This window comes from Burkholderia sp. FL-7-2-10-S1-D7, assembly GCF_001524185.1.
In the GTDB taxonomy this organism is placed as follows: Bacteria; Pseudomonadota; Gammaproteobacteria; order Burkholderiales; family Burkholderiaceae; genus Burkholderia; species Burkholderia diffusa.
On record NZ_LOWY01000016.1, the window covers coordinates 177,849 to 192,095 of the forward strand.

General features: G+C 68.2%; 12 protein-coding genes. 8 read left to right on the plus strand and 4 right to left on the minus strand.

The features are described from left to right. Positions 1–65 precede the first annotated feature (65 nt). On the plus strand, positions 66–2,663 hold the full coding sequence (gene clpB / locus WS75_RS08600; RefSeq protein WP_059680096.1) for an ATP-dependent chaperone ClpB: 2,598 nt from the start codon (positions 66–68) through the stop codon (positions 2,661–2,663). Between the two features lie 127 nt (positions 2,664–2,790). Here the strand turns inward: clpB and WS75_RS08605 are convergent, their stop codons facing one another. Further along, entirely contained in the window at positions 2,791–3,222 is a 432-nt protein-coding gene (locus WS75_RS08605; RefSeq protein WP_059680097.1) for a YidB family protein, read from the minus strand. 88 nt (positions 3,223–3,310) lie between these two features. Continuing rightward, entirely contained in the window at positions 3,311–3,934 is a 624-nt protein-coding gene (locus WS75_RS08610) for a ComEA family DNA-binding protein (RefSeq protein WP_059680098.1), read from the minus strand. Positions 3,935–4,220: 286 nt separating this feature from the next. Between WS75_RS08610 and WS75_RS08615 the strand changes: the two genes are divergently transcribed. Beyond that, a complete protein-coding gene (locus WS75_RS08615; RefSeq protein WP_059680099.1) occupies positions 4,221–4,682 on the plus strand; it encodes a MerR family transcriptional regulator in 462 nt (153 codons plus the stop codon). Then, the gene (locus WS75_RS08620) at positions 4,666–5,100 is read left to right on the plus strand and encodes a carboxymuconolactone decarboxylase family protein (RefSeq protein WP_059680100.1); all 435 of its coding nucleotides are present in this window, start codon (positions 4,666–4,668) and stop codon (positions 5,098–5,100) included. The genes WS75_RS08615 and WS75_RS08620 overlap by 17 nt, the downstream gene beginning before the upstream one ends. Before the next feature lie 19 nt (positions 5,101–5,119). On the opposite strand, the gene WS75_RS08625 is transcribed toward WS75_RS08620, so the two are convergent. Further along, a complete protein-coding gene (locus WS75_RS08625) occupies positions 5,120–7,039 on the minus strand; it encodes a sigma-54-dependent Fis family transcriptional regulator (RefSeq protein WP_059680101.1) in 1,920 nt (639 codons plus the stop codon). A 522-nt stretch (positions 7,040–7,561) separates the two neighbouring features. Between WS75_RS08625 and WS75_RS08630 the strand changes: the two genes are divergently transcribed. The 5 genes from WS75_RS08630 to lipA all read left to right on the plus strand — a co-directional run bounded on the left by WS75_RS08630 (position 7,562) and on the right by lipA (position 12,866). Then, positions 7,562–8,620: an ATP-NAD kinase family protein gene (locus WS75_RS08630; protein ID WP_059680102.1), complete on the plus strand. Its 1,059-nt coding sequence runs from the start codon at positions 7,562–7,564 to the stop codon at positions 8,618–8,620. Between the two features lie 101 nt (positions 8,621–8,721). Further along, positions 8,722–9,705: a thiamine pyrophosphate-dependent dehydrogenase E1 component subunit alpha gene (locus WS75_RS08635; RefSeq protein ID WP_059680103.1), complete on the plus strand. Its 984-nt coding sequence runs from the start codon at positions 8,722–8,724 to the stop codon at positions 9,703–9,705. Between the two features lie 68 nt (positions 9,706–9,773). Continuing rightward, positions 9,774–10,778 carry an alpha-ketoacid dehydrogenase subunit beta gene (locus WS75_RS08640; protein ID WP_059680104.1) on the plus strand — a complete coding sequence of 335 codons (1,005 nt, stop codon included), beginning with the start codon at positions 9,774–9,776 and terminating at the stop codon, positions 10,776–10,778. Positions 10,779–10,782: 4 nt separating this feature from the next. After that, complete coding sequence (locus WS75_RS08645) at positions 10,783–11,898, plus strand: acetoin dehydrogenase dihydrolipoyllysine-residue acetyltransferase subunit (RefSeq protein WP_059680105.1); 1,116 nt, start codon at positions 10,783–10,785, stop codon at positions 11,896–11,898. Between the two features lie 2 nt (positions 11,899–11,900). Continuing rightward, positions 11,901–12,866, plus strand: a complete 966-nt coding sequence (lipA, locus tag WS75_RS08650; RefSeq protein WP_059680106.1) for a lipoyl synthase — start codon at positions 11,901–11,903, stop codon at positions 12,864–12,866. A 15-nt stretch (positions 12,867–12,881) separates the two neighbouring features. On the opposite strand, the gene WS75_RS08655 is transcribed toward lipA, so the two are convergent. Further along, positions 12,882–14,246, minus strand: a complete 1,365-nt coding sequence (locus WS75_RS08655; RefSeq protein ID WP_059680107.1) for an MATE family efflux transporter — start codon at positions 14,244–14,246, stop codon at positions 12,882–12,884. Between the last annotated feature and the right edge of the window lies 1 nt (position 14,247).

Sequence of the window (14,247 nt, forward strand, 5' to 3'; positions counted from 1 at the left end):
TTCGCTTGAAACCCGTATAACCATCCTCATCTTGGTGTTAATCGAAAAATTGGAGGTCTCACCAAATGAGAATCGACAAGCTCACCACCAAGTTCCAGGAAGCACTCGCGGACGCGCAAAGCCTCGCGGCAGGCCGCGACAATCAATACATCGAACCCGTTCACGTGCTGGCGGCGCTGGTCGCTCAGCAGGACGGCTCCGCCCGCTCGCTGATGTCGCGCGCGGGCGTGCACGTGCAGGCGCTGCAAGGCGCGCTGAACGAAGCCATTTCGCGCTTGCCGCAAGTAACGGGCACGGGCGGCGACATCCAGATCGGCCGTGAGTTGGCCGGGCTGCTGAACCAGGCCGACAAGGAAGCGCAGAAGCTCAACGACACGTTCATCGCGAGCGAGATGTTCCTGCTCGCCGTGTCCGACGACAAGGGCGAAGCCGGCAAGCTCGCGCGCCAGCACGGCCTCACGCGCAAGGCGCTGGAAGCCGCGATCGCCGCGGTGCGCGGCGGCTCGCAGGTGCACAGCCAGGACGCCGAAAGCCAGCGCGAGGCGCTGAAGAAATACACGGTCGACCTGACCGAGCGCGCCCGCGCGGGCAAGCTCGATCCGGTGATCGGCCGCGACGATGAAATCCGCCGCTCGATCCAGATCCTGCAGCGCCGCACGAAGAACAACCCGGTGCTGATCGGTGAGCCGGGCGTCGGCAAGACCGCGATCGTCGAAGGGCTCGCGCAGCGCATCGTCAACGGCGAAGTGCCCGAGACGCTGAAGGGCAAGCGCGTGCTGTCGCTCGACATGGCCGCGCTGCTCGCCGGTGCGAAGTATCGCGGCGAATTCGAGGAGCGTCTGAAGGCGGTGCTCAACGACATCGCGAAGGACGAAGGCCAGACGATCGTCTTCATCGACGAGATCCACACGATGGTCGGCGCGGGCAAGGCCGAAGGCGCGATGGATGCGGGCAACATGCTGAAGCCGGCGCTGTCGCGCGGCGAGCTGCACTGCATCGGCGCGACCACGCTCGACGAATACCGCAAGTACATCGAGAAGGACGCCGCGCTCGAGCGCCGCTTCCAGAAGGTGCTCGTCGACGAGCCGAGCGTCGAGGCGACGATCGCGATCCTGCGCGGGCTGCAGGAGAAATACGAACTGCACCACGGCGTCGACATCACCGACCCGGCGATCGTCGCCGCGGCCGAGCTGTCGCATCGCTACATCACCGATCGTTTCCTGCCGGACAAGGCGATCGACCTGATCGACGAGGCCGCGTCGAAGATCAAGATGGAAATCGATTCGAAGCCCGAAGAGATGGACAAGCTCGATCGTCGCCTGATCCAGCTGAAGATCGAGCGCGAGGCCGTGAAGAAGGAGCAGGACGAGGCGTCGCAGAAGCGCCTGCAGCTGATCGAGGAAGAGATCGAACGCCTCGGCCGCGAATATGCGGACCTGGAAGAGATCTGGACTGCCGAGAAGGCCGCAGTGCAGGGCAGCGCGCAGCTCAAGGAAGAGATCGAGAAGGTGCGGGCCGACATCGTGCGCCTGCAGCGTGAAGGCAAGCTCGAGAAGGTCGCCGAGCTGCAGTACGGCAAGCTGCCGCAACTCGAGTCGCAACTGAAGCAGGTCACTCAGGCCGAAGAGCAGGAGCAACACAACCCGACGCGTCCGCGTCTGCTGCGCACGCAGGTCGGCGCGGAAGAAATCGCGGAAGTCGTGTCGCGTGCAACCGGGATTCCCGTGTCGCGGATGATGCAGGGCGAACGCGAGAAGCTGCTGCACATCGAGGAAAAACTGCACGAGCGCGTGGTTGGCCAGGACGAGGCGATCAGCGCGGTGGCGGATGCGATCCGTCGTTCGCGCGCGGGTCTCGCCGATCCGAACCGCCCGTACGGCTCGTTCCTGTTCCTCGGCCCGACGGGGGTCGGCAAGACCGAGCTGTGCAAGGCGCTGGCGTCGTTCCTGTTCGATTCGGAAGAGCACCTGATCCGCATCGACATGAGCGAGTTCATGGAGAAGCACAGCGTCGCGCGGCTGATTGGCGCGCCGCCGGGCTACGTCGGCTACGAGGAAGGCGGCTACCTGACGGAAGCCGTGCGCCGCAAGCCGTACAGCGTGATCCTGCTCGACGAGATCGAGAAGGCGCACCCGGACGTGTTCAACGTGCTGCTGCAGGTGCTCGACGACGGTCGCATGACCGATGGGCAGGGGCGCACGGTCGACTTCAAGAACACGGTCATCGTGATGACGTCGAACCTCGGCTCGCAGGTCATCCAGGCCATGACGGGCTCGCCGCAGGAAGAGATCAAGGACGCCGTGTGGCTCGAAGTGAAGCAGCACTTCCGCCCCGAGTTCCTGAACCGGATCGACGACGTCGTCGTGTTCCACGCGCTCGATCGCAGCAACATCGAATCGATCGCGAAGATCCAGCTCGCGCGCCTGCACGACCGGCTCGCGAAGCTCGACATGGCGCTCGACGTGTCGCCCGCCGCGCTCGAACAGATCGCGAAGGTCGGCTACGATCCGCTGTTCGGCGCGCGGCCGCTGAAGCGCGCGATCCAGCAGGAGATCGAGAACCCGGTCGCGAAGCTGATCCTCGCGGGCCGCTTTGGTCCGAAGGACGTGATCCCGGTCGACGTCAGCGACGGCACGTTCGTGTTCGACCGCGTCGTGCACTGATCGCCGGTGATCGGCCGCACGCCCGGTTCGCACCGGGCGCGCAAAAACAAACACCCCGCTCAGGCGGGGTGTTTGCATATGGGCGGCCGAAACCGCCGTCGAGGCCGTCAGCCGGCGCGCTGCGGGCTCAGGCCTGCTTGTTGCCGCCGAACATGCCGGCGAGCTGCGTGAGCGTGCCGAGCACGTTCGACGTATCGACCTGGCCGCCGGCCGGCACTTCGCCGTTCGGCGTCGCGCCGTTGACGACGTGCGGCAGCACCTGCGCGAGGATCGACGATGCTTGAGACGGATCGATGCCGACCTTGCTCGCCAGCGACCCGACGACGTCGGAACCGAGCACGTTCTGCAGCGTGTCGGCCGAGATCGGCTGGTTTTCGCCGTTACCGACCCACGAGCCGATGATGTCGCCGGCGCCACCGGCCTTGAACTTCTCGATCAGCCCGTTCAGGCCGCCCGGCTGGTTGTTGATGAATTCGAGCGCAGTCGTGATGAGCGCGCTTTGCGAGTTGCCGCCGGCCTGGCCGCCGATCAGACCGCCAACGATGTCGAGGAGACCCATGGTTCTTCACCTTTACTGAAAAGGGCGCCGCAACGACGGCGCCCGTTGATCGAATGCCGCGCGCACGCGATCGCGCGCGTGGCGCATATCAGGCGCCCGACGCCGCGGCGGCGGAGGCTGCCTTGTCCTTCTTGTTCTTCTTCTTCGAACCCTTCGTCGCCTTCGTGGACGACGCTGCGGCCGGCGCGCTCGCTCCCGCATCGGCGGATGCCGCTGCGGCCGCGGCCGCCTTTTCCTTCTTCGACATGCGCTTGCTCTTGGCCGGCTTGGTCGCCGCGTCGGGGGCGCTCGCGGCCGGGGCCGTCGAGGTCGCGGTCGTGCCGGCCGTTGCGGTCGTCGACATCGACGTTGACGTCGACGCGGTGCCTGCCGACATCGTGGCCGACGTGGTCGCCGACGTTGTCGCGGCCGGCTTCGACAGCTTCACACCCTTCGGCGGCGTCGACGAGCCGCCGATCGTCAGGCCGTTTTCCTCGAGATGCCCGACCGACTTCGTGCCGAGACCCTTCACGCGGTTCGCGAGATCGTCCGCGTCCTTGAACGGGCCGTTCTTGGTGCGTTCGTCGATGATCGCCTTCGACTTCACGGGCCCGAGGCCCTTCACCGATTCGAGCGCGGCCTGGTCGGCCGTGTTGACTTCGACGGCCGCGGCGATGCCGGCGGCAAGCGACAGCGATAGCGCGACGAACAGCATCAGCAGCTTTTTCAGCATGGCAAAGGCTCCCTGGTTCTGACGGATGAATGGCTGTTGCAACGGACGGCGGGGCGAGACCTGGCCGGGTGTCGCCGTTAAGCATAGGACAAATGCGTGCCCTTTTTAAGACAGGCTGACCGAATCTTGCTGAAGGCTTGCGTCGCTGTAAAGACAGAAAGCCGCGTTGTGCGGTGGTTTTGACCATTCTTTACGGTGTCCTCGGCGGTGATTTCAGATTGTCGTGCCTGGCCATTCGACAATGCTTGACTTAGAGTGAACTCTAACTCCTAACCTTGATCCTGCCATGTCGAAAACCGTATCCAGACCTTCCGCCGCCGGTCCGCTGACGATCGGGCAAGTCGCCGAACTGACCGGCGTGTCGACGCATACGCTGCGGTATTACGAGCAGGCCGGCCTGCTGCGCGCGATTTCACGCACGGCGGCCGGGCATCGGCTTTATGCGCCGGCCGACCTTGACTGGCTTGCCTTCGTGATGCGCCTGAAGGCGACCGGCATGCCGATTGCGCAGATGCAGGAGTTCGCGGCGCTGCGTGCACAAGGCGAGTCGACGCTCGGTGCGCGGCGCAGCTTGCTGGCCGCGCATCGCGACGCGGTGCGAGTGCATATCGCGGAACTGCAGGCGAGCCTCGACGCGATCGGCGACAAGATCGCGTACTACGAGGCTGAGGAACGCGAGACGGAACGACGGGCGAACGCTACTCACTCACTCTTGGAACAGGACGGACACCATGGATCGACTCGTTGAAGATCGCTACACGCGCGGCTGGAACAAGCTGAAGGAAATCGACGGCGAAGTGGGCGAACGCGTGATCGCGGCGCTTGCGCCGATCGCGCCGGACTTCGGGCGGCTGCTCGTCGAGTTCGGCTTCGGCGACATCTACAGCCGGCCGCAGCTCGACCTGAGGGCGCGCGAGATCGCGACGATCGCCGCGCTGGCCGCGCTCGGCAACGCGCAGCCGCAACTGAAGGTGCATGTCGAGGCGGCACTGAACGTCGGCTGCACGCGCGACGAGATCGTCGAGGTGTTCATGCAGATGGCCGTCTACGCAGGTTTCCCGGCCGCGCTGAACGCGCTGTTCGCCGCGCACGAGGTGTTCGTGCGGCGCGACGAAGCGGCGGGCGAGGCCGGGAAAGCAAGCGAAGTGGCCACGCAGGCCGCGTGATGGCGGTCGCGCCGGCTCGTCATGCGCGGTGCGGCGCGACGATCCGGTGTTTCGCGATCCGCCGGTACAGCGTCGCGCGCGAGATGCCGAGCGCCTGCGCGGCCGCATCGGGCCGCCAGCGATGCGCGGTGAGCGCCGCGACGATGCGGCCGCGTTCGTCGTCCGGCAGCGCGCCGCCGGACGGGCCGGCGCCGAGCTGCGCGGCGAGATCGGCCGGCAGGTCGCGCCGCGTCACGCGTGCGGCATCGCACACCGCGCATGCATAGCGCAGCACGTTGCGCAGTTGCCGCACGTTGCCCGGCCAGGGATACGCAGCGAGTTGCTCGGCGAGCGACGTGTCGAGCGTGAGCACGTGGCCGGTCGCCTGCGCTTCCTCAGCGAATACCGCGGCGATCACGTCGCGCACGTCCGCGCGCTCGCGCAGCGGCGGCAGTTCGAACGTCGCGCCGCTCAGCCGGTAATACAGATCCTCGCGGAACGTGCCGTCGGCCACCATGCGCGCGAGATCGCGGTGCGTCGCGCAGATCACGTCGAGATCGACGCGCACGGGCGTATCGCTGCCGAGCGGCACGACCTCGCCGTCGGCGAGCACGCGCAGCAGGCGCGTCTGCAGCGTGAGCGGCATGTCGCCGATTTCGTCGAGGAACAGCGTGCCGCCGTCGGCGAGCGCGATCTTGCCGCGCGCGCCGTGCTTGCGCGCACCGGTGAACGCACCCGCCGCATAGCCGAACAGCTCGCTTTCGATCAGCGCCTCGGGCAGCGCGCCGCAGTTGACGGCGACGAACGGCCGTGCGCGTCGCGCACCGGCGTCGTGGATCGCGCGGGCGAACACTTCCTTGCCTGCGCCGGTTTCGCCGAGTACGAGAATCGGCAGCCGCTTGCTCGCGACACGCAGCGCGAGTTCGGCCTGCTTCGCGACGCGCGCGTCGCTGCTGTGCAGGAACGGCGTCAGGGCGCCGACGTGGCGCTGCGCGGTGCCGGGGCGGCGCGATGCCGTGCCGGTTTCGCGGCAGGCGCGCCGTAGCGGCGCGCGCAACCGCGCATAGAGCGGGGCACCGGTCGCGCGCAACCGCAGCGCGACGATCGCATCGAGCCGCGCGGCGTCGCGCAGCGGCATCTCGGTTGCGTCGAAGATCTCGTCGATATGGCGCGGTTCGCGCAGCGCCGGCAGCGCGTCGCGCGCCTGCCGGTTCGCGGCGACGATGTTGCCGCACTCGTCGAACGCGATCAGCCATTCGGGCTGCGCCTCGACGTAATGACGATTCGGATGCCCGAACAATATCCAGTGTTGCGCGGTGCTGTGCACGAAATAGCCGTCCTCGATCAGCGCCGCGCTTTGCCGCACGAGCTGGTACACGAGACGCTGGCTGTCGCGGCCGTCCGGCGACTGGACGGCCGACGCGTCGAGCACGCCGATCAGTTCGCCTCCCGGCGCGAAGATCGGGGCCGCGCTGCAGGTGAGCGTGGTGAACGCCGCGCGGAAGTGGTCGGTCTTGTGCACGGTGATCGGCGCGAGATCGGTCAGCACGCTCGCGACCCCGCAGGTGCCTTCCTCGCTTTCCGACCAGCACGAGCCGATGTGCAGCCCCGCATGACGGAAGTCGTTGCGGCGTTCGCGGTCGATCCGGTAATCGATCGTCACGCCGTGCGCGTCGGTCAGCATCACGCAGTAATCGGCGACGCGAATCATGTCGTGCAGGCGCGTCAGGCACTGGCCCGATGCGCGCAGGAAGGCTTCCTCCTTGTCGCGCACCTCGCGCAGCTCGGCCGCGGTCAGCACGCGCGGGCCGATCGACGACGCGGGGTCGAGCGCGTAGCGCTCGAGCGAGCGCTGCCACGACGACACGAGACGCGCGGAATCGGCAGGCGCGGGCAGGCGTCCGGCGAGCGCGCCGAGCACACGGTCGGCGTGCTGGGCCTGGGGGACGGCATAGGGCATGGTCGGCTCCGGTTCCGTACGGCGGGGAATTCGATGTTCTTGTAGCACATCCGCCTGCGCGGATCACATTGCATCGCAGCACGCGCGCGGCGTGAGACGTTCGTCTCAGCGGCATCTCAGCCGGTCTCGCGCGGTTGAGACGCGCGGGCATGCCGCGCGCGACGGCGGCCCACATCATGGTGTCGCGCGCCGCGCCGCGATACGCGTGGCTTGCCGGCCGAAGCGCAATCCGGATGAAGGTGCCGAAACCGGTGCGCCGGGAGATCGACGGCGTGAGACGCACGCGCGGTTTCGCGGCGCGTCGGGCTGTCAAGGCGGCAGGTGTCGAAGACCGGCATGGCCGCAGAGCCAGTCTGCACGCGGGTTCCGTGGTCGTCGCACACACGGTGGCACGCCGCTTGCAGATGTCATGGGCAAGCCCGGCGCGATCGCGTCGGCTGCGATGATCCGCTGCCCTCGATGACGGCGGACGACACATGCAGGGCCGGTGCAAGCGCCGGTCCACTGGATGGAGACAAGCCAGTGACGACGCCCGTGACCGTCGGTGTGATCGCGAACCCCGCATCGGGGCGCGACATTCGCCGCCTGACGACGCATGCATCCGTGTTCCCGACGGCGGAAAAGGCCAACATGGTCGTGCGCCTGCTCGCCGGCCTCGGCGCGATGGGTGTCGAGCGCGTGCTGACCTTGCGCGACAAGACGGGCATCGCGACGCTATTGATGCGTGCGCTCGATACGCATCGCGCGGTCGCGCCGCACGAACGCTGGCCCGACGTCGAATTCGTGGACCTGCCGATCTCCGATACCGTCACCGACACGCACGCCGGCGCCGCATACATGCACCGGATGGAAGTCGCGCTGATCGTCGTGCTCGGCGGCGACGGCACCCATCGCGCGGTCGCCGCGCATTGCGGCGCGACGCCACTCGTCGCGCTGTCCACGGGCACCAACAACGCGTTTCCCGAACATCGCGAGGCGACCGTCGCGGGCGTCGCGGCCGGACTCGTCGCGACCGGCGCCGTGCCGGCCGAGGTCGCGTTCGTGCGCAACAAGCGGCTCGTCGTGCGCTGCGGGGCGGGCGCGAACGCGGGGCGCGAGGAGATCGCGCTCGTCGACGTGTGTGCGGCCCGGCAGCGCTTCATCGGCGCGCGCGCGATCTCGGGGCCTGACGACATCGACACGCTCTATCTGACTTTCGCGGAGCCGGACGGCATCGGCCTGTCCGCGCTCGGCGGCGCGTGGGCACCGCTCGAGCGCAGCGCGCCGCACGGGCTCGCGATGCGTTTCGCCGCCGACGGCAAGACCGCCGGCACGCCGCTCGTCGCGCCGATCGCACCCGGCCGCGTCGATCGCGTCGTGATGCGCAGCTGCGAGCGGCTCGAGCCGGGCGCGTGGCAGACGATCCCGTTCGAGCACGGCACGCTCGCGTTCGATGGCGAGCGCGAGATCGAGGTCGCGCGCGGCGACCGCTACGAGATCGCGCTCGACTGGCGCGGGCCGCTGACCGTCGATGTCGGCCGCACGCTGCGTTACGCGTCGTCGCGGCAGTTGTTGCGCGATGCCGGCGCGTGGCGCGGCTGACGCCGGCTTCAGGTTTCACCGACGGCCGGGGCCGTCGTGCAATCCGTCGCCGGGGCGTTGCCGCGGCGGCATTCGCAGTCAGACCTATCAAGGAGACACACATGACCGTTTCGACACAGCTCAGCAGGGACACGCTGCTGGATGCGTATCGGCTGATGCGCACGATCCGCGAATTCGAGGAGCGCCTGCACGTCGAGTTCGCGACCGGCGAAATCCCCGGCTTCGTTCACCTGTACGCGGGCGAGGAGGCTTCCGCGGTCGGCACCATCCTGCACCTCGGCCTCGAGGACTATGTCGCCACCACGCACCGCGGGCACGGCCACTGCATCGCGAAAGGCGTCGATGTGCACGGGATGATGGCCGAGATCTACGGAAAGAAGACGGGCGTTTGCCACGGCAAGGGCGGTTCGATGCACATCGCCGACCTGTCGATGGGGATGCTCGGCGCGAACGGGATCGTCGGCGCGGGCGGCCCGCTCGTGTGCGGCGCGGCGCTCGCGGCCAAGCACAAGAAGACGGGCGGCGTCGGGGTGTGCTTCTTCGGCGACGGTGCGTCGAATCAGGGCGTGATCTTCGAATCGATGAACCTCGCGTCGGTGTGGCGACTGCCGGCGATCTTCGTGGCCGAAAACAACGGTTATGCGGAAGCGACGTCGTCGAGCTGGTCGGTCGCGACCGACAACATCGCCGACCGCGCGAACGGCTTCGGGATGCCGGGCGTGATCGTCGACGGCTTCGACTTCTTCGCGGTGCACGAAGCGCTCGGCGAAGCTGTCGCACGCGCACGCAACGGTGGCGGCCCGACGCTCGTCGAAGTGAAGTTCACGCGCTATTTCGGTCACTTCGAAGGCGACGCGCAGACCTATCGCGCGCCGGGCGAAGTGCAGAAGCTGCGCGACGAGAAGGACTGCCTGAAACATTTCGAGGCGCGCGTCGTGCGTGCCGAGGTGCTGACGACCGCCGAACTGCGCGCGGTCGATGCGCAGGTGAAGGCGCTGATCGACGACGCGGTCGCGCAGGCGAAGGCCGCGCCGCTGCCCGACGCGGCCGACTTGCTGACCGACGTGTACGTGTCGTACCCGTGAGCGCGATGTGACACAGCGGCCACCGGCCTGCAGCCGGCACGGCGAACCCAATATTCCAGGAGACGGACATGGCAAGGAAGATCACTTATTCGCAGGCGATCAACGAGGCGCTCGCGCAGGAAATGGCGCGCGACGACAGCGTGATCGTGATGGGCGAGGACAACGCGGGCGGCGCGGGCGCGCCGGGCGAGGACGACGCATGGGGCGGCGTGCTCGGCGTGACGAAGGGGCTGTTCCACAAGTTTCCGGGCCGCGTGCTCGATACGCCGCTTTCGGAAGGCGGCTACATCGGCGCGGCGGTCGGCGCGGCCGCGTGCGGGATGCGGCCCGTCGCGGAGCTGATGTTCATCGATTTCATGGGCGTGTGCTTCGACCAGATATTCAACCAGGCCGCGAAATTCCGTTACATGTTCGGCGGCAAGGCCGTGACGCCGGTCGTGATCCGCGCGATGTACGGTGCCGGCCTGCGCGCGGCCGCCCAGCATTCGCAGATGCTCACGTCGCTGTTTACGCACATCCCGGGGCTGAAGGTCGTGTGCCCGTCGACGCCTTACGACGCGAAGGGGCTGCTGATCCAGTCGATCCGCGACAACGATCCCGTGATCTTCCTCGAACACAAGCTTCTCTACACGCGCGAAGGCGATGTGCCTGAGGAATCCTATGCGATTCCGTTCGGCGAGGCGAACATCGTGCGCGACGGCGATGACGCGACGATCGTCACGTACGGCCGCATGGTGCACCTCGCGACCGACGCGGCCGCGAAGCTCGCGAAGGACGGCATCCAGGTCGACGTGATCGACCTGCGCACGACTTCGCCGCTCGACGAGGAAACGATCCTCGAAAGCGCGGAGCGCACCGGGCGCGTGGTGGTGGTCGATGAAGCGAACCCGCGCTGCTCGATCGCGACCGACATCGCCGCGCTCGTCGCGCGGCGCGCGTTCCGATCGCTCAAGGCACCGATCGAGCTCGTGACCGCACCGCACACGCCCACGCCGTTCGCCGGCGTGCTGGAAGACCTTTACATCCCGTCCGCCGACGCGATCGCGCAGGCGGTACTGAAAACGAGGAGCTGACACGATGTCGATTCACATGATCACGATGCCCAAGTGGGGGCTGTCGATGGAGCAGGGGCAGGTCAACGGCTGGCTGAAGGCGATCGGCGAACGCGTGACGAAGGGCGACGAAGTGCTCGACGTCGAAACCGACAAGATCTCGTCGGGCGTCGAGTGCGCGTTCGACGGCATGCTGCGCCGGCAGATCGCACAGGAGGGCGAGACGCTGCCGGTCGGTGCGCTGCTCGGCGTGGTGGCCGCGGCCGAGGCAAGCGATGCCGACATCGACGCGGCGATCGCCGAATTCCAGCGCGATTTCGTGCCGGCCGCGGCCGCCGACGACGCGGCGGGCCCGCAACCCGAGAAGGCGCAGATCGGCGGTCGCACGGTCCGGTTCCTGAAACTCGGGGACGGGTCCGGTACGCCTGCGGTGCTGATCCACGGCTTCGGCGGCGACCTGAACAACTGGCTGTTCAACCACGCGGAGCTGGCCGCGCATCGGCCCGTGTGGGCGCTCGACCTGCCCGGGCACGGCGAGTCGGGCAAGGCGGTCGACACGGGCAGTCTCGACGAACTGGCCGACGCGGTGCTCGCGCTGCTCGACGCGCAGCACGTCGATCGTGCGCACCTGATCGGGCATTCGATGGGCGGCGCGGTCGCGATGGCCGTGGCCGAACGCGCGCCGCAGCGCGTCGTGTCGCTGACGCTGATAGCGAGCGCGGGGCTCGGCACCGACATCAACCGCGCCTATATCGACGGCTTCGTCGCCGGCAACAGCCGCAACACGCTGAAGCCGCACCTCGGTGCATTGTTCGCCGACGACGCGCTCGTCACGCGGCAACTGGTCGAGGATCTCGTCAAGTACAAGCGGCTCGAAGGCGTGCAGGCCGCGCTGGAGCAGATCGCGAACGCCGCGTTCGACGGCGCGTCCCAGCGGCGCGTGTTCCGCGACCGCGTCGGGGCGCTCGCGCCGCGCACGCTCGTGATCTGGGGCGAGCGCGACCAGGTGATTCCGGCGCAGCATGCGCAGGGCTTGCCGGACGGCGTGCGGGTCGAGGTGATCGCCGGCAGCGGCCACATGGTGCAGATGGAAGCGGCTGCCGACGTGAACCGCTTGATCGTCGCGTTTCTCGGAGACTGACGATGGCCGCCGCGCTCGAACGACCCAGCCTCACCGCGCTCGGCCAGCCGGGCGCGAGGAGCCGCGACAAGCTCGCGCGCATTCCGGTGCGCGTCGAGCCCGCGGCCGGCGCGGCGCTGCCGAAGCCGCCGTGGCTGCGGGCGCGGCCGATGATGAGCGGGGCGGTCGCCGACATGTCGGCCGTGCTGCGCGATCATCGGCTGCATTCCGTCTGCGAGGAGGCGATGTGCCCGAACATCGGCGAATGCTTCGCGCAGCGCACCGCGACCTTCATGATCATGGGCGGACTGTGTACGCGGCGCTGCCCGTTCTGCGACGTCGCGCACGGCCGCCCCGATCCGCTCGATCCCGACGAGCCCGCGCGGCTCGCCGACGCGGTCGCGGCGCTCGAACTACGCTACGTCGTGATCACGTCGGTCGATCGCGACGACCTGCGCGATGGCGGCGCCGCGCATTTTGCGGCCTGCATCGCGGCGGTGCGCGCGAGCGTGCCGGGCATCGGCGTCGAGGTGCTGACGCCCGATTTCCGTGGCCGCGTCGCGCGGGCGCTCGATGCGTTGTCGTCAGCGTGGCCGGACGTGTTCAATCACAACATCGAGACGGTGCCGTCGCTGTATCGGGCGGCGCGGCCGGGCGCCGACTATCGCGGTTCGCTCGAACTGCTCGCGCAGGCGAAGGCCGCGCGGCCGACGCTCGTGACGAAATCGGGCTTGATGCTCGGGCTCGGCGAGCGCGACGACGAGGTGCGGGACACGTTGCGCGACCTGCGCGCGCACGAGGTCGACGTGCTGACGCTCGGCCAGTATCTCGCGCCGTCGGCGCACCATCTGCCGGTGCGCCGCTACGTGAGCCCCGATGCGTTCGCCGCATGGCGAGACGAGGGGCTGGCGCTCGGGTTCAGGGAAGTCGTTGCCGGTCCGCTCGTGCGGTCCTCGTACCACGCGGCCGACGTGCTGGAGGACGCGTAGGCCGCGCGCCTTGCGTCATGCGCCGTATGCGCTGACGGCCGTTTGCGTGCGGCTGACGTGGCGCAGGTAGAGCGCGAGGCCCGCGCCGGCGAGCATCAGGCTGATCGTGTTCGCGAACCAGAAGCCGCGCGCGCCGGTCAGCCAGGCGGGCGCGATGCCGCCGACGTCGAAGCCGAGCACGTAGCCGCCGCCGAGCCCGACACCCCACAGCGCGACCGCATAGATCACGGTCGGCACGACCGCGACCTTGTACGCGCGCAGCACGAATGCGGACGTGATCTGCAGCGCGTCGAAGAAGTGGTAGAAGGTGACGATCGCGACCAGCGGCAGCGCGGCGGCGGCCACGGCGGGATTCGGTGTGTAGCCGCCGACGATCAGCGGACGCAGCGTGAACACCAGCACGCCGTACGCCGCCGCGATCCCGCACGCGAGCATCACGCTGTGCCGGCCGAGCAGGCGTGCCTCGTCCGGGCGGCCGGCGCCGAGTGCGCGTGCCACCAGCGTCGACGCCGCGACGCCGATCGACAGCGGCGTCATGTACAGCACCGCACCGATGTTGCCGGCGATCTGGTGGCCGGCGAGCGTCGTCGTGCCGAATTGCGCGATGAAGAGCGCCATGCACGTGTACGACGTGACCTCGATCAGGTACGACAGGCCCATCGGCACGCCGAGCTTCAGGATCGCCTTCTGGCGTGCCCAGACGGGCCAGCAAAAGCGCGAGAAGATTGAAAGCGGCGAGAACACGTCGAGCTTCGCGAGCAGCGTGAAGCCGATCAGCGCGAGCGCCCAGTTGATCAGCGTGCTGGCGAGCCCGCAGCCGGGCCCGCCGAGGGCCGGCACGCCGAAGCCGCCGAAGATGAACCACACGTTGAGGGGAAACTTGAGCAGCAGCGCGCCAACCTGCAGGATCATCGCGAGGCGCGGCTTGCCGGCCGCGTTGGTCAGCGCGTTGTAGATCCGGAACACGAGGCTCGCCGGCAGGCCGTAGGACAGGATTCGAAGGTAATCGACCGTGCGATCGTGCAGCGCGGGCGGTGCGTGGGCGATGTGCAGCAGCGGTTCGGGAAAGTGCAGCAGCAGGAACCCGGGCACCGCGAGCATCAGCGCGAGCCACAGCGCCTGACGGACTTCCTCGCCGATTTCCGCGTAGCGCCGCGCACCGTAAAGTTGCCCGGTGATGGGCTGCAGCGCGGACAGGATGCCCGTCATCCCGATGTAGACCGACACGTAGATCGACGAACCGAGCCCGAGTGCGGCCAGGTCGATGGCCGAATACCGGCCGACCATCGCCGTGTCGATCACGCCGAACGCGATGATCGCGAGCTGGCCGATGAGCACCGGCCACGCGAGACCGACGATCCGGCGGATGTCGGCGAACATC